Raw genomic sequence first — 14,072 nt, 5'->3', positions numbered from 1 at the left:
CGCCGGCCCGGTGGCGTGGCTGCATTTTGTTGCTCCGCTGCCACGTCGGCGCCATCGACGGCGTGTTAACGTTTCGACAAGGGGTTGCGCGTGGCCCCGCCACTTCGTGTCCCCGTCGTAGAGTCCGATGCGCCCGACCCGCAGCTTCCTGCTCCCGATCCTGGCGGTCGCCGTCGCGGCGCCCGGGATGCTCGCCGCGCCCCCCGCGCGGGCCCAGAACTTCTTCGAGCGCCTGTTCGGCATCAAGCCGGAACGGCCGCCGGTGCCGCCGCGCGGCCTGCCGGAGCCGGCGCCCGTCCCGGGGGCCCCGGGCGAGCCGGGCCCGCCCGCGGCGGCTCCCGAGGCGCCCCGGCCCGCCCCCGCCCCGGCCCGCCCGGTCGTGCTAAAGACGCCCTCCGAGGACGGCGTGATCGGCCAGGAGCTGCAGCTCAACGGCCTGTCCGGGTCCCTGAAGCTGGAGCGCTCCGGCACGGCCGTCACGGCGCGGATCAAGCTGCCCGGGACCAAGATCTCGCAGCCGGCGGATTCGTGCACCGTCCCGCTCGCGGGCGGCAATCCGGTGCCGCTCACCGCCGAGGGCAAGCCCGAGGGCGTGCCCCGCTTCGAGGCCGCCGGGGCTGAGTGCCCGCTGCGCTTCGACGTGACCGACGGCGGCGTCCTGGTCTCGAGCCTGGGTTCGGGCCCGGTCTGCACCTTCTCGGCGGCGGATTGCGCGACCACGCCGGTCGGCCTCTGGGGGCCGGGCGCCGCCACCCTGATCCCGCGGGCCGGCGAGTTCGACACGGCCCGGGGCGTCGCCGACAAAGCCGTACGGGACAATTACAAGCTGATGACCCAGCGGGCCCGGCGCGAGGACGTGCGGCCGATCGTCAGCGAGCAGGCGGCGTTCTCCTCGGACCGGGAGCAGCTCTGCCGCACCTACGCGCGCGAGGGCACGCACGGGTTCTGCCATCTCCGGGTGACCGAGAACCGCGCCCTGGCCCTGGCGACCCGGCTCGGCGCCAACACGGCGACGCCCACCGCCGCCGTGGCCCCCCGGCGGCCCCGGCCCAAGCCGGCGGTCGAGGGCATGAACCCGGACGCGGTCGGCGGCGGCGACGCCGTTCCGGAGTAAGACCGCCCCGTAACGGCCCGGCGCAACCGTCTTTGCGAACGGAGCGAAGCAGCCCAGGGTAGCGCGAGGCTGGCCGGCGTAGCGTTCCTGGATCGCTTCGCTCCGGTCGCAAAGACGGCGTGCCGCCCCGGCGAGCGCGGTCGGGTCAGGCCCGGCCGGCGGTCATCGACAGCATCGCCGGGTCGATGCCGTTGGCCCGCAAGGCGAGGTCGTACTTGGCGTCGAGGTCGGCGTTGAAGATCAGGGCCGGGTCGGCCGGGCAGTTGAGCCAGCCGTTGGCCATGATCTCGCTCTCCAGCTGCCCGGCCTGCCAGCCGGCGTAGCCGAGCGCCAGCACGGCGCTGGCCGGCCCCTCGCCGCTGGCGATGGCGCGGAGGATCTCCACGGTCGCGGTCAGGCAGATGCCGTCGTCGATGATCAGCGTCGATTGCTGGATGTGGAAATCGTCGCTGTGGAGCACGAAGCCGCGCCGTCCCTCCACCGGGCCGCCCATCAGGACCGGCATGTGGCCGACCCGCTCGCGCAGGCGGATCGCGTCCGCCTCAGGCGCCACGTCGAGCTGGACCAGCAGGTCCGGCATGCTGATGTCGGTCGCCGCCTTGTTGACGATGATGCCCATGGCCCCGTCGGCGGAATGGGCGCAGATGTAGATCACCGAGCGCGCGAAGCGCTCGTCGGCCATGCCGGGCATGGCCACGAGGAACTGCCCGTCGAGGAAGTGCGGGCCCGCCAGCTCTGTGCGGAGCGGCGCCGCCTTCCCGGCCTGGGACGACGCTGCCGACATGGGATCGGGCCTGCGGTGCGGAGGGTGCGCCATGCGTCCATGCTACGCCGCGCCCCTCCGTTGTCCAGCGGGCAAAAGGGACGCAGCAAGCCTCCCCCAAGCTTGTGCGGGTCTCAATCCCTGTCCCACAATACCCGGGTCGGTCCGCGTCGCGGCCGGCGCGGTCACCGTTGAGGCTCGCTGGTCATGGCGGATGTCGCACCCGCTCCCACCTTCGACATCGAGGAGCAGCGGGCGCGGATCGAGCGGTCCCAGGAGGAGACCCGCAAGTTCGTCGCTGAGCAGCACAAGCTGATCGCCGAGCAGGCGAAGCTGCTGGCCGAGCAGGCCAAGCTCGGCCGTGACCGGGCCCTGGCGCCCTGGCAGGTGGCCCTCTCGGGCATGGCGGCGGGAGCGGCCTTCTTCGGGGCCGGGGCGGCCTTCATCAAGCTGATCGGTCCGTGAGGGCGGTGCAAGCCGGAGCTGGCCGCATCCTCGACAGGCACCCCCTGCCACGCTAGGTCAGGCGCGCTGCTCACGCGCGCCATCCCAGCGCGCGACAACGAGGGACCCGCGATGATCCAGGTCGGCGACCACCTGCCCCAGGCCACCTTCCGGGTGATCGGCCCCGAGGGCCCGATCGCGCGCACCACCGACGACGTGTTCAAGGGCCGGCGCGTGGTCCTGATCGGCGTGCCGGGCGCGTTCACCCCCAGCTGCCACCGCAACCACCTGCCGGGCTTCGTCACCCACCGGGACGAGATCCTCGGGCGCGGTATCGACGCCATCGCGGTGACGAGCGTCAACGACGTGTTCGTGCTCGACGCGTGGTCGAAGGCGAGCGGCGCCGAGGGGCTGGAATTCCTCGCCGACGGCAACGCCGATTTCGCCAAGGCCCTCGGCCTGGAGATGGACGGCACCGGCTTCGGCCTCGGGATGCGCTCGAAGCGCTACTCGATGCTGGTCGAGGACGGCGTCGTCCGGATCCTCAACGTCGAGGAGACGCCCTCGAAGGCCGAGGCGTCCGGCGCCGAAGCACTGCTGAAGGTCCTCTGAGGACGCCGCCGGCCGCAGATCGGCCCTCTTAAGGCCACGTTCCGTCCGCTTGTGTCGCCGGGCTCTGCCCGGAGACCGGCCCGAGGACCGCATGGCCTTCCTGAACGACCTGCCCATCGCCGACCTGATCGCGAATTACGGATACATCGCGATCTTCGTGATCATCACTCTCGAGAGCGCCGGCGTGCCGTGCCCCGGCGAGACGGTGCTGATCTCGGCCGCCGTCTACGCCGGCAGCACCGGGAACCTGAACATCGGCCTGGTCATCGCCGCGGCGGCGACGGCCGCGATCCTGGGCGACAATGTCGGCTACTGGGCGGGGCGGCGCTGGGGCATGCCGCTGCTGCTCCGCTACGGCCATCTCATCGCCCTCGATCACGGGCGGCTCAAGCTCGGCCAGTACCTGTTCCGCCAGCACGGCGGGAAGATCGTGTTCTTCGGCCGCTTCACCGCGATGCTGCGCGCCTACGCGGCCCTGCTCGCCGGGGTCAACCGCCTGGACGCGCGCCGCTTCTTCGCCTTCAACGCCCTCGGCGGCATCGTCTGGGCCGGCAGCATGGGCATCGGCTCGTACTATTGCGGGCGCCAGATCGAGCACATCGTCGGCCCGGTGGGCCTGACCCTGCTCGCCCTGGTGGTGTTCGGCGGCCTGGCCCTGTGGCTGTTCGTGCGCCGCCACGAGGCGCGCCTGCTCAGCGAGGCGGAGATCGCCATCCCCGGCCCGCTCGCCTGACGGGCATCACGTCTCCGCGAGGTCGAACGCCTCGATCGCCTCGAGGGCGTCGTGGTGCAGGAGGAGGACGCCGGTGGCCGTGGCGAGCCGGCGCGCCGCCGGCGTGAAGCCGGCGTTCGACACCACGGCGGCCCGGTCCCCGTCCCAGTAGCGCAGGGCCGCGGCGGCTTCCTGCACGGCGGCGTTGCCCACGGGCTTGCTCAGCCGCTTGCACTGCACGACGAGGCGCAGCCCGTCCCGCACCGCCACGATATCGGCGCCCTGGTCGCCGCTCGCCGGCGTCCGGTGCGCCCGCCAGCCCGCCCGGACCAGGCGCTCGGCGCAGTAGCGCTCGTAGTCCAGCCCGTCCCCGGGCGCCTCGTCCTCCTCCGGGAGCGCGACGGCGGCGGCCTCGGCCTCGACGATCGCCAGCATCCGCGCGTGCTCCGCCTCGGCGAGGTCGGCGAAGCGGGGACCGAGCTGCGGCAGGACGGTCCGCTCGAGGAAATAATCGCGCTCGCGCAGCCAGCCGTCTTCGATCCGGTTGCCGTAGGGGTCGGTGTAGCTCTCCTGCCGCCGCCGCAGCGCCAGCGTCTCGGCATGGGCGCGGGCGATCCGGCGCACCCGGGCCCGGAACCGGCGCGGGCGCCCGAGATGCCGCAGCAGGACGAGCGCGAGGGCGAGTCCCGTCGCGGCGAGCGCCGGCCGGCCGTACCAGAGCCCGAAGGGAAGGCCGATCACGGCCGTCCAGAACAGGCGGGCGACGAGGCTGGGCTTGCCGGGCATCGGGTCTCGGGGGCGCTGACGGGCCCCCGACCCTCGCAAGCGCGGCTTGCCCGATGCCTAACCCGCCTCCGAAAGCTGTGGACGCGGACGCGGATGAGAGCGCCGCGCCGTCAGCCCTTCCGGCGCTGGTGGCCGAGGCCCATGCTCTTGGCGAGGCTGGACCGCGCCGCGGCGTAGTTCGGCGCCACCATCGGGTAGTCGGGCGGCAGGCCCCACTTTCCCCGATACTCCTCGGGCGTCAGGTTGTAGTGCGTCCGCAGGTGGCGCTTCAGCGACTTGAACTTCTTGCCGTCCTCCAGGCAGACGATGAAGTCGGGCTGGACCGAGCGCCGGACCGGCACGGCCGGCCGCAGCTGCTCCGCCGGCGGGGCGGACGGCTCGCCGAGCCCGTGCAGCGTCGCGTGGATGGCCGCGATCAGCCCCGGCAGTTCCGGCGCGGGGACCGGATTGTTGCTCACGAAGGCCGACACGATGTCGACGGACAGCGTGAGATAGTCCGGTTGCCCTTCACCCGTGGCGTCCATCCCGTAACCTCCAATCGATCCCAGCCGGCCACCGACGCCGGCCGGGATCTGTCTCTGCTCGACCCGATACAGGGTAGTTAATGGGCAGTTACTATGGTGGTGTGAATTCAATAGCAAGTCCAATCCACACATGCCCACAAGTGCCGTCTTAGAGTGGATAAATGGCGCCCGATATTGAACAAAAGGAGGTCTGGAGACCGCGCTCGCGTCGACCACGCGATTTCCGGCCGGCGCGTGCCGACCGGGCGTTGCAGGCGCGCCGGATCGCGCCATCTGGGAGGGCGGCGGGCGCCCCGGCGCCTCGTCCGTTCGGACGTGAGCGAGAGGCCAGATGCGTGCCGCCAGGAACGGCCTGCGGGACCGCGTCCCGTGACGATGTCGTGAGCCGCCGGTCGTGAGCACCTACCGGTTCGACAAGCTGCTGGCGCCCCGCTCGATCGCCCTGGTCGGGGCGGTGGGGCGCGAGGGCTCGCTGGGGCGCAGCGTGCTCGACAGCCTGCGCGCCGCGGGCTTTCCCGGCGCGATCATGCCGGTCCAGCCCGACCAAACGACCGTCGACGGGCTGGCCTGCGTGCCGCGGGTCGCGGATCTGCCCGCCGCCCCCGACCTCGTCCTGATCGCGGTGCCGCCGCCGAGCGTGCCCGAGGTCGTCGCGCAGGCCGCCGCGATCGGCGCCGGGGCGGCCGTGATCCTCACGGCGCGGCTCGGATCCGGGCCGGAGGATCCCGGTCCGGTCGCCCACGGGATCGCCCGCGCCCACGGCCTGCGCCTGCTCGGGCCCGACAGCGCCGGCTTGGCGGTCCCGGGCGCGAGGCTCAACGCCAGCCTGTTCGCCCAAGCGCCCGAGGCCGGCGACCTCGCCCTCGTCTCGCAATCCGGCACGGTCGCGGCCGCCATCGTCGCCTGGGGCGCCCGCCACGGCACGGGCTTCTCGGCGGTGCTGTCGCTCGGCAGCGTCCTCGACATCGGCGTGGCCGACTGCCTCGACCACTTCGCCGCCGATTTCCGCACCCGCGCGATCCTGCTCTGCCTCGACCGGGTCGCGGATGCCCGCCGGTTCATGTCGGCCGCCCGCGCCGCGGCCCGGGCTAAGCCCGTCGTGGTCCTGCGGGCCGGCCGGCACCGGCCCGACACCCGCGCCGCCGTCACCCATACCGGCGCCCTGGCCCGCCCGGACGCGGTCTACGCCGCGGCCTTCCGGCGGGCCGGCCTGCTGGCCGTGCCGGACCTCGACGCGATGTTCTCCGCCGTGGAGACCCTGGGGCGGCAGCGGCCGTTCCCCGGCCACCGGCTGGCGATCGTGTCCAACGGCCGTGGCATCGGCCTCCTCGCGGCGGACCGGCTGATCGAGCGGGCCGGGACCCTGGCGGCGCCCGCCGAGGCGGAGGGCCGCGCGCCGGGAAACCCCCTCGACCTCGGCGTCGACGCCGCCGGTCCGGCCTTCGCGTCCGCGCTGACGCCGCTGCTGACGGATCGGACGAGCGACGCCGTGCTGGCGATCCACGTGCCGACGATCCGCTCGGAGGCCGGCGCGGTGGCCGAGGCCGTCGCCGCGACGGTCAAGGCCGCCCGCGCCGGCCAGACCCGCAAGAAGCCGGTCTTCGCGGTCACGCTGGGCGACGCGGAGGCGGCGCGCGAGACCTTCGCGCAGGCCGGGATCCCGCATTTCACCACCGATTCCGAGGCGATCGAGGGTTTCCTGCATCTCGTGCGCTACCGCGAGGCCCAGGACGACCTGATGCGCACGCCGGACTCGCTGCCGCGGGACTTCTCCCCCGACACGGCGCGGGCCCGCTCGATCGTCGCCGGGGCCCTGCGCCAGGGCGCCGCGTGGCTCGACCCGGTGGCGGTGAACGGCCTCCTGCAGGCCTACGGGATCCCGACCGTCCCGATCACGCTCGCCCCCGACACGGACGCGGCCGCGGCGGCCGCGTGGCCGATCATCGCGGCGGGCGGGACGGTGGCGCTGAAGGTCGTCTCGCCGGACATCGTGCACAAATCCGACATCGGCGGCGTCCATCTCGACCTGACCAGCGAGGCCGACGTCGCGGAGGCCGCCCGCAGCATCCTGGCCCGCGCGCGCCGGGAGCGGCCCGACGCCCGGGTCACCGGCTTCGCCGTGCAGCCGATGGTCCGCCGCGGCCAGCGCCGGGAGCTGATCGCCGGGCTCGCGGAGGACGCGGTGTTCGGCCCGGTGGTGGTGTTCGGCCGGGGCGGGACCGCCGTGGAGGTGATCGACGACCGCGCCCTCGGCCTGCCGCCGCTCGACCTGACCCTGGCGCGCGATCTCATTGCCCGCACCCGGGTCGCGCGCCGCCTGGAGGCCTACCGCGACGTGCCGGCGGCCGATCTCGGGGCGATCGCGCTGACGCTGGTGAAGCTGTCCCAGCTCGCCGCCGACCTGCCGCAGGTGCGCGAGCTCGACATCAACCCGCTCCTGGCCGACGAGACCGGCGTGCTGGCCCTCGACGCCCGGGTCCGGATCGGGCGCGCCGAGCGCGGCGACCACGGCAGCGTCCACGGCCGCGGCCACCCGCGCTTCGCGATCCGGCCCTATCCGGCCGAGTGGATCCGCACGCTCAACCTCAAGGACCGGACCGTGCGGGTGCGGCCCGTGCGCCCGGAGGACGAGGGCCTGTTCCTGGCCTTCTTCAAGGGTCTTGACCCGGAGGACCTGCGGCTGCGGTTCTTCGGGCCGGTGCGCGAGTTCAGCCACGCCTTCCTGGCCCGCCTGACGCAGCTCGACTACGCCCGCGCCATCGCGTTCGTGGCCACGGAGATCGGGCCGGGCGGCGGCGAGCGCATGCTCGGTGCGGTCCGGCTCCACGCCGACGCCAACCACGAGAGCGGCGAGTACGCGATCGCGGTGGGCCGCGACGCCCGCGGGACGGGCCTCGCCTTCGCGCTGATGCGCCTGATGATCGACTGGGCGCGCTCCGAGGGGATCGGCCGGGTCGAGGGCACGGTGCTCGCCGAGAACCGGCCGATGCTGGCGGTGTGCCGCCGCCTCGGCTTCACGCAGGGGCGCGACCCGGACGATCCGGGCCTCGTGAAGGTGCACCTCGATCTCGCAACCGGCTAGCGGCGCGGCGAGGCCCGACCCGGCGCCGGCCGCGCCGGTGCCGGGGGGCGCGGCTCAGTGGCCGCTGTCGGTCGCGTTGCGGGTGGTCTCGTAGAGGAACCACGTCCGCTCCTCGGACTGGTCGATCCACTCCTCGAGCTGCGAGGTGGTCGCCACGTCGCCGGCCTCGTCGGTGACCCCGTGGAGCGTCCGCATGTTGGCGGTGAGGGCCTTGTTGTCGTCGCGCAGCTCCTTGAGCATGTCGAGGGGCGAGACGTACTCGGCATCGTTGTCGGCCACGCGGGTCAGGCTCTTGGCCTGGCCGAGCGAGCGCAGGACCGTGCCGCCGATCTTGCGGGCGCGCTCGTTCACCGCGTCGATGATCTCGAAGATCTGGGCCGACTGCTCGTCCAGCAGCAGGTGGTAGTCGCGGAAATGGGGCCCGCTCATGTGCCAGTGGAAGTTCTTGGTCTTGATGTAGAGGGCGAACAGGTCCGAACTCAGGACCGTCAGGCCCTCGGCGATCGTCCGGACGTCGCTCGGATCGAGGTCGGTCGGGGTGTTGAGGCGCGCGCTCTCGATGCGGCTGCTCGGCTTGGCCTTGGCCATGGTCGTCTCCAATGCGATTCGCTGGCTCGGCGCGCCGCTCCGTCACGCCGCGGAGGGGCGAACGCGCCTTCTGCAGGCCAATGGCCGGCCCGCCAGGATGTTCCGGCGTGCTGAGAATCGCATAGCTGGGTTGGCTTTAGCGGGTAGGTTCGACGGATTCCAAACTGCGGTGCTCGGTAACGGGCCGCTCCGGCGACGGCTTCGCCGGTGCGGGCCTGACCGGCGCGGGCCCGACCGTCGCGGGCCCGACCGTCGCGGGCTTGGCCGCGGCAGCCCGCGCGGGAGCCGGCTTCGCGTCGTGGGCGGCACCGGGCCGGGGCGGGGCCGGCGCGGTGGCGGGGGCCGGCTTCGCGGCGTCCGCGCCCGCCGCGGGCGGGATCGCGCCGGTGGCGGCGGGCTCGGGCGCCGGCGTGTCGAGGTTGTAGATGTCGTCGCGGAAATGCGCCTTCCCGTCCGGCGTGGCGAAGCCGGTGAGGTACACGAAGGTGACCGGAATCGGCTTGGTGAGTTTGATGTCGCGGCGCTCGCCGTCGGCGATGCCGGTCTCGATCTCGATCGGCCCCCAACTCGTGCCCGGCCCGTTGGGGCCGTCCGTGCCCTGCAGCAGCCAGCCGACCAGCTCCTTCACCTGTCCGACCCGGACGCAGCCGTGGCTGTGGAAGCGCACGCTCGCGGCGAAGAGCGACTTCGCCGGCGTATCGTGCATGTAGACGGCAAAGCGGTTCGGCATGTCGATCCGCACCTGGCCCAGCGAATTGTCGAGGCCGGAATCCTGGCGCAGCGTGTAGTTGACGGCCTTCTGGCCCGCCCAGTCGATCCGGGTCGGGTCGACCTCGCCCGCCGGGCCCAGGATCCGGATGCGGTTCTTGGCGAGGTAGCCCGGGTTCTTGCGCATCGCCGGGATGATCTCGTTCTTCACCACCGAGGCGGGGACGGTCCAGGTCGGGTTGAAGTTGATGTCGGTGATCCGCGTCTCGACGGACGGCGTCGCCTTGTCGGGGGAGCCGACCACCGCGACGTAGCGGCGCGCCACGGCGCCGTTCTCCACCGCCTCCACGGCGGCGGACGGGATGTTGACCACCACGTAGCGCTCGCCGAACGGGAATTTCGAGCCCATCAGCCGGGCCGCGGAGGCGGCGAGCTGGCGCTGGCGCACCGCGGCCGGCACGTTGAGCGCGTTGATCGTGAGCCGGCCAAGGATACCGCTGTCGGGCAGGCCGTGACGCCCCTGGAACGCCGCGATCGCCGCCACCAGGGGCGGGTCGAGGCGGTCGTTCGGGGGGGCATCCGCCGGCAGGTCGCCGGTCAGCGTCAGGTGGTGGCGCAGGGCGGGGATCGCCGGGTGGCGCTCGCCGGGCTTGAGGCGCGCGAGATCGTCTGGCAGCCGCTCCCAGCCCCCGGCCTCCGCGAAGGCCGCGTAGCGCTCGGCCGCCCGGAGCGTGTCGAGGAACGTCCGGGGCGTCAGCGTCGGGTTCGGGTCGGCGGAGACCTTGGCGTAGACCAGCGGCGCCGGCTCGCGGGACCTCTTCGCCGCTTCCTGAGGCTTGGCCGACTGAGACTTGGTCTCGGCCGATCGGGCGTCCGACGCCTTGCTGTCCGACGCCTTGCTGTCCTGGGCCTTCGCGTCCTGTGCCTTCGCGTCCTGCGCCTTGCCCTGCGCCGGGACGGGCTCCGGCGCGACCTCGGTCGCCCGGGGCTCGGCCGGCCTGGTCTCGGCCGGCCTGGTGTCGGCCCGCTTGGCCTCCGCCGGCTTGCCGGCCGCGCCCTTCGCCTCACCCTTCGCCTCCGGTGCGCGGGGCTCCTGGCTCTTCGCGGTCTCGCCCGCGGCGGGCGGCACCGCGACCGGCGCGGCGAGCGGCGGCACCGGCGCGGGGCCGCCCTGCGCCGCGCCGGTCCCCTGCGCCAGGGCGACGCCGGGCGCTCCGAGCAGGGCCAGCAGGGACAGGCCCGCACCCAGCGCGGCGTGCGGGCGGGCGTGACGGCGGGGCTGGACCGGGACCATACGCAACACTCCCGACGCGCTCAGGCGGCGCGACCGGGCCGGATGATGGGCCGGCGTGGTTACCAATCTCCTCCGACCCCGAGAGCGGGCAGGATCGGGATTTACGATCCCGCCATTGATTCATCCGCGTGTGACGTCGCGGATGTCGGTCGGCGTCAACGTCGCGCTCATACATTCATGCGTTGCTGGCTCCGGCGCCCACGTCTTTGCGCGCGGAGCGAAGCGATCCAGACGGCGCGACGCCGCCCGTCGTCGCGCTGCCCCGGGTCACTTCGCTCCGCCCGCGATGGCGGAGTAGGACACCTTCATCGAAGCGTTCCGTCGGACACCGCATGGCCGGGCCGCCACGGCTGCCCAGGCCCGGACAGGAGATCGGTCCCCAGCATGCCGGATTCCGGTGATCCGATCCCGAAGACGATGCCCTACCTGCCGCAGCTCGACGGGGTGCGGGCGCTCGCCATCCTGATCGTGTTCGCGGCCCATTGCGGCTACGGGCACGTGGTGCCGGGCGGCTTCGGCGTGACCGTCTTCTTCTTCCTCAGCGGCTACCTGATCACCACGCTCCTGCGGATCGAGCGGGCGCGGACCGGGACGGTGTCGCTTCCCGCCTTCTACCTCCGGCGGAGCCTGCGCATCCTGCCGCCCATGTACCTGACCCTGCTCGCCTCCGGCGCGCTGTACGCGGCGGGGTGGCTCGACTGGATGCCGGTGGCGCCGGCGGCGGTCCTCGGGCAGGCGACCTTCCTGACGAACTATCCCGGCCTGTTCGGCACCGAGGCGGTGCTGCCGGTGCCGCTCTGGAGCCTCGCCATCGAGGAGCATTTCTACCTCGTCTTCCCGCTGGTCTTCCTGCTCTGGCTCGGGCGCCTGCGGCCGCGCCGCGCGGCCCTGGCCTGCCTGGGGCTCTGCGCGGCGGTCCTGGCGATCCGGTGCGTCAACGTCTGGCGGCTGCCGGATTACAGCCTGAACTACAGCTGGACCCACACCCGGATCGACGCGATCCTGTTCGGGTGCTGCCTCGGGCTGTGGAACAACCCGGTGGTCCCGGCCGACCGCGCGTGGCGCCCCGCGCCCTGGCACGTCGCGGCGAGCCTCGCGGTGATCCTCGGGACCCTGGCGGTCCGCGATCCCGCCTTCCGGGAGAGTCTGCGCTACACGCTCCAGAGCGCCGCCCTGTTCGTGCCCTTCGCGTACCTGCTGCACGGCGAGGGACCTCTGGTGCGGCTGCTGGCCAGCCGGCCGATGCGCCGGCTCGGGCTCTGGTCCTACAGCTTCTACCTCGCGCACATGACCGTGGTGGCCCTGGTGCTGCACCTGCGGCCCGGGCTGCACGGCGTCGGCCTGATGCTGGCGGCCTTCCCGGGGACCCTGCTGTGGTGCTGGGGGATGTACGGCCTCGTCGAGCGCCCCTGCGCGCGCCTCCGACGCCGGCTCCTGGCGGACCGGCCGCCGGAGCCGAGCCTGGCCGAGGACGGCCGCCGGGCCGGCGTCACGCCCGCCTGAGCTTCTCGCGGGCGGCCCTGTGATCGGGCGCGGCCTCGAAGGCCGCCTTCATCGCGTGCCACAGGGGCTTGCGCCGGAACTGCGCGTCGAGCGGCAGCGCCCGCTGCGGCAGGCCGTCGGGCCGCTTGCGGTAGGGGTGGTCGTTCAGCCACGTGTCCGGGTCGTAGATGTCCCAGGTCAGGACGTCGAGGCAGGCGGGCTCGTCCAGCACCACGTCGAGGTAGCGGCGGGCGTAATCGGCCACCATCCGGTCGCGGGTCGCCACGTCGGACGGGAAGGCGCGGTCGTCGATGTCGAGCTCGGTGATCTCGATGCCGAGCCCCATCTGGCCGATCTCCCGCAGGAAGCGCCGCAGCTGGCCCTGGTCGATCGGGATCGTGCTGGTGAGGTGCGATTGCAGCCCGAAGCGCCGGATCGGCACGCCCCGGGACCGCATCGCCTCCAGGCGGCGCAGGACCTTGGTGCGCTTGGCCTCCATCCAGGGCACGCCCTGCTCCACCGCGTCCTCGTTCCACGTGCCGGCGGCCGCGGGGTCGGTCTCGTGCAGGATCCGGAAGGCGAGGTCGACGTAGCCGGGGCCGATGGAGGCGAGCCAGGGCGAGTCGCGCAGGCCGCCGCCGCGGTCTGGGTCGGACTCGTTGCCGAGGATCTCGTTGACCACGTCCCAGGCGACGATCTGGCCGCGGTAATGGCCCGCCACCGTCTCGATCCAGCGCCGCATGAAGTCCTCGGCCTGGACGGCGCTCGCCCGGCCGAGCAGCGGTCCGACCCAGGGCGGCAGCGCCGCGTGCCAGACGAGCGTGTGGCCGCGCATGCGCTGGCCGTTTCCCCTCGCGAAGCGCAGGATGGCGTCGCCGCGGGCGAAGTCGGTCTTGCCCGGCGCCGGCAGGACCTCCTCCATCTTCATCTCGGTGCCGCAGACGAGGATGCCGCATTCCCGCGCCACCGCCTGCCGGTAGGCGGGCGTCGCGTCGAAGCGGTGGAACGGCACCTCGCAGCCGTATGTCAGGCCCTTGGCGGCCGCGGCGGCCTGGAGGCTGTCGGCCGACCAGGACGGCCGGCCGAGGGGACCGAACCCCGCCGGGCCGGCCGCGCGCGCCGCGCCGGCGAGGCCGAGGGCGGCCGCGCCGGCGAGGATCGACCGGCGGTGCGGGAGAGGGGGCATCCGGGTGCTTCGTTCCGTGACGTGCCCGCCACCCTAGCAGAAGCCGCCGCGGCGGCGATCCGCTGGTTCTGCCGGGCCCGCTTGGGGACGCGGCGCGAACTCGCCTTCCGCCCGGGGCGCCCCATCTGATGGGCGCCCGTCAGCCGAGGATCCGTCATGAGCCAGCACCCCGCGATCAGTCCGGGCCGCAGCGCGGTCGTCACCGGGGCTGCGAGCGGCATCGGGCTCGCCGCCGCGCAGGCCTTCGCCCGGGCCGGCATGAACGTCTGGCTCGCCGACCTGCCGGGCCCGGCCCTGGACGCGGCCCGGGCCGCCGTCGCCGAACTCGCCGCCGTCGAGGTGCGCGCCGTGCCCACCGACGTGTCGGACCGGGGCGCCGTCGAGGCGCTGGCGGCCGCCGTCGCCAAGGGCGGGCCGCCCGCCCTGGTGATGCTGAATGCCGGGATCGAGGCCGGCGGAACGCTGTTCTCCGACGCCGATACCTGGGCGCGGATCCTGGGCACGAATCTCGGCGGCGTGGTCAACGGCATCCACGCCTTCGCGCCCGGGATGATCGAGGGCGGCAGGCCCGGGGCGATCGTCGTCACGGGCTCGAAGCAGGGCATCACCACCCCGCCGGGCAACGCGCCCTACAACGTCTCGAAGGCGGGCGTGAAGGCGGTCACCGAGGCGCTCGCCCACGAGCTGCGCAACCGGGAGGGCTGCCACACCACGGCCCACCTGCTGATCCCGGGCTTCGTCTATACCGGGCTCACCAAGGCCCGCGGCGTCGCCGAG

At 73.4% G+C, this 14,072-nt stretch carries 12 protein-coding genes and 1 pseudogene; 7 read left to right on the top strand and 6 right to left on the bottom strand.

Annotation, left to right across the window (positions count from 1 at the left end; genetic code table 11):
- Positions 1-127 precede the first annotated feature (127 nt).
- On the top strand, positions 128-1,114 hold the full coding sequence (locus ACQKQD_RS23375; protein ID WP_427509688.1) for a hypothetical protein: 987 nt from the start codon (positions 128-130) through the stop codon (positions 1,112-1,114).
- 145 nt (positions 1,115-1,259) lie between these two features.
- On the opposite strand, the gene ACQKQD_RS23370 is transcribed toward ACQKQD_RS23375, so the two are convergent.
- A complete protein-coding gene (locus ACQKQD_RS23370; RefSeq protein ID WP_091979976.1) occupies positions 1,260-1,898 on the bottom strand; it encodes a YqgE/AlgH family protein in 639 nt (212 codons plus the stop codon).
- A 186-nt stretch (positions 1,899-2,084) separates the two neighbouring features.
- Here ACQKQD_RS23370 and ACQKQD_RS23365 point away from each other — a divergent pair, with 186 nt between their 5' ends.
- From ACQKQD_RS23365 to ACQKQD_RS23355, 3 genes are all read left to right on the top strand, one after another.
- Positions 2,085-2,342: a hypothetical protein gene (locus ACQKQD_RS23365; protein ID WP_020093825.1), complete on the top strand. Its 258-nt coding sequence runs from the start codon at positions 2,085-2,087 to the stop codon at positions 2,340-2,342.
- Positions 2,343-2,453: 111 nt separating this feature from the next.
- Entirely contained in the window at positions 2,454-2,933 is a 480-nt protein-coding gene (locus ACQKQD_RS23360) for a peroxiredoxin (protein ID WP_020093824.1), read from the top strand.
- Positions 2,934-3,024: 91 nt separating this feature from the next.
- The gene (locus tag ACQKQD_RS23355; RefSeq protein WP_056523681.1) at positions 3,025-3,666 is read left to right on the top strand and encodes a DedA family protein; all 642 of its coding nucleotides are present in this window, start codon (positions 3,025-3,027) and stop codon (positions 3,664-3,666) included.
- A gap of 6 nt (positions 3,667-3,672) precedes the next feature.
- On the opposite strand, the gene ACQKQD_RS23350 is transcribed toward ACQKQD_RS23355, so the two are convergent.
- On the bottom strand, positions 3,673-4,431 hold the full coding sequence (locus ACQKQD_RS23350; protein WP_020093822.1) for a restriction endonuclease: 759 nt from the start codon (positions 4,429-4,431) through the stop codon (positions 3,673-3,675).
- Between the two features lie 110 nt (positions 4,432-4,541).
- A complete protein-coding gene (locus ACQKQD_RS23345; RefSeq protein WP_020093821.1) occupies positions 4,542-4,955 on the bottom strand; it encodes a MucR family transcriptional regulator in 414 nt (137 codons plus the stop codon).
- Positions 4,956-5,349: 394 nt separating this feature from the next.
- On the opposite strand from ACQKQD_RS23345, the gene ACQKQD_RS23340 reads away from it, so the two are divergent.
- On the top strand, positions 5,350-8,037 hold the full coding sequence (locus tag ACQKQD_RS23340; RefSeq protein WP_427509687.1) for a bifunctional acetate--CoA ligase family protein/GNAT family N-acetyltransferase: 2,688 nt from the start codon (positions 5,350-5,352) through the stop codon (positions 8,035-8,037).
- 54 nt (positions 8,038-8,091) lie between these two features.
- On the opposite strand, the gene ACQKQD_RS23335 is transcribed toward ACQKQD_RS23340, so the two are convergent.
- Together ACQKQD_RS23335 and ACQKQD_RS23330 are read right to left on the bottom strand one after the other, a co-directional pair.
- Entirely contained in the window at positions 8,092-8,625 is a 534-nt protein-coding gene (locus tag ACQKQD_RS23335; protein ID WP_020093819.1) for a Dps family protein, read from the bottom strand.
- 136 nt (positions 8,626-8,761) lie between these two features.
- Positions 8,762-10,627, bottom strand: coding sequence for a L,D-transpeptidase family protein (locus ACQKQD_RS23330; RefSeq protein WP_427509686.1), 1,866 nt, complete (start codon positions 10,625-10,627; stop codon positions 8,762-8,764).
- 384 nt (positions 10,628-11,011) lie between these two features.
- On the opposite strand from ACQKQD_RS23330, the gene ACQKQD_RS23325 reads away from it, so the two are divergent.
- Positions 11,012-12,130: an acyltransferase family protein gene (locus ACQKQD_RS23325; protein WP_427509685.1), complete on the top strand. Its 1,119-nt coding sequence runs from the start codon at positions 11,012-11,014 to the stop codon at positions 12,128-12,130.
- Here ACQKQD_RS23325 and ACQKQD_RS23320 read toward each other — a convergent pair.
- A complete protein-coding gene (locus ACQKQD_RS23320) occupies positions 12,117-13,295 on the bottom strand; it encodes an endo-1,4-beta-xylanase (protein ID WP_427509684.1) in 1,179 nt (392 codons plus the stop codon). The two genes, ACQKQD_RS23325 and ACQKQD_RS23320, sit on opposite strands and share 14 nt — an antisense overlap.
- A gap of 156 nt (positions 13,296-13,451) precedes the next feature.
- Between ACQKQD_RS23320 and ACQKQD_RS23315 the strand changes: the two are divergent.
- A pseudogene (locus ACQKQD_RS23315) lies at positions 13,452-14,000 on the top strand (SDR family NAD(P)-dependent oxidoreductase); the annotation flags it as partial.
- Positions 14,001-14,072: the final 72 nt, after the last annotated feature.

Source organism: Methylobacterium sp. NPDC080182 (genome assembly GCF_050281105.1).
Classification (GTDB): Bacteria; Pseudomonadota; Alphaproteobacteria; order Rhizobiales; family Beijerinckiaceae; genus Methylobacterium.
This window is presented reverse-complemented; position numbering and strand designations above follow the sequence as displayed.

Coding starts and splice junctions, on each gene's coding strand:
- ACQKQD_RS23375 (WP_427509688.1), top strand. CDS start 128: ATGCGCCCGACCCGCAGCTTCCTGCTCCCGATCCTGGCGGTCGCCGTC.
- ACQKQD_RS23370 (WP_091979976.1), bottom strand. CDS start 1,898: ATGTCGGCAGCGTCGTCCCAGGCCGGGAAGGCGGCGCCGCTCCGCACA.
- ACQKQD_RS23365 (WP_020093825.1), top strand. CDS start 2,085: ATGGCGGATGTCGCACCCGCTCCCACCTTCGACATCGAGGAGCAGCGG.
- ACQKQD_RS23360 (WP_020093824.1), top strand. CDS start 2,454: ATGATCCAGGTCGGCGACCACCTGCCCCAGGCCACCTTCCGGGTGATC.
- ACQKQD_RS23355 (WP_056523681.1), top strand. CDS start 3,025: ATGGCCTTCCTGAACGACCTGCCCATCGCCGACCTGATCGCGAATTAC.
- ACQKQD_RS23350 (WP_020093822.1), bottom strand. CDS start 4,431: ATGCCCGGCAAGCCCAGCCTCGTCGCCCGCCTGTTCTGGACGGCCGTG.
- ACQKQD_RS23345 (WP_020093821.1), bottom strand. CDS start 4,955: ATGGACGCCACGGGTGAAGGGCAACCGGACTATCTCACGCTGTCCGTC.
- ACQKQD_RS23335 (WP_020093819.1), bottom strand. CDS start 8,625: ATGGCCAAGGCCAAGCCGAGCAGCCGCATCGAGAGCGCGCGCCTCAAC.
- ACQKQD_RS23330 (WP_427509686.1), bottom strand. CDS start 10,627: ATGGTCCCGGTCCAGCCCCGCCGTCACGCCCGCCCGCACGCCGCGCTG.
- ACQKQD_RS23325 (WP_427509685.1), top strand. CDS start 11,012: ATGCCGGATTCCGGTGATCCGATCCCGAAGACGATGCCCTACCTGCCG.
- ACQKQD_RS23320 (WP_427509684.1), bottom strand. CDS start 13,295: ATGCCCCCTCTCCCGCACCGCCGGTCGATCCTCGCCGGCGCGGCCGCC.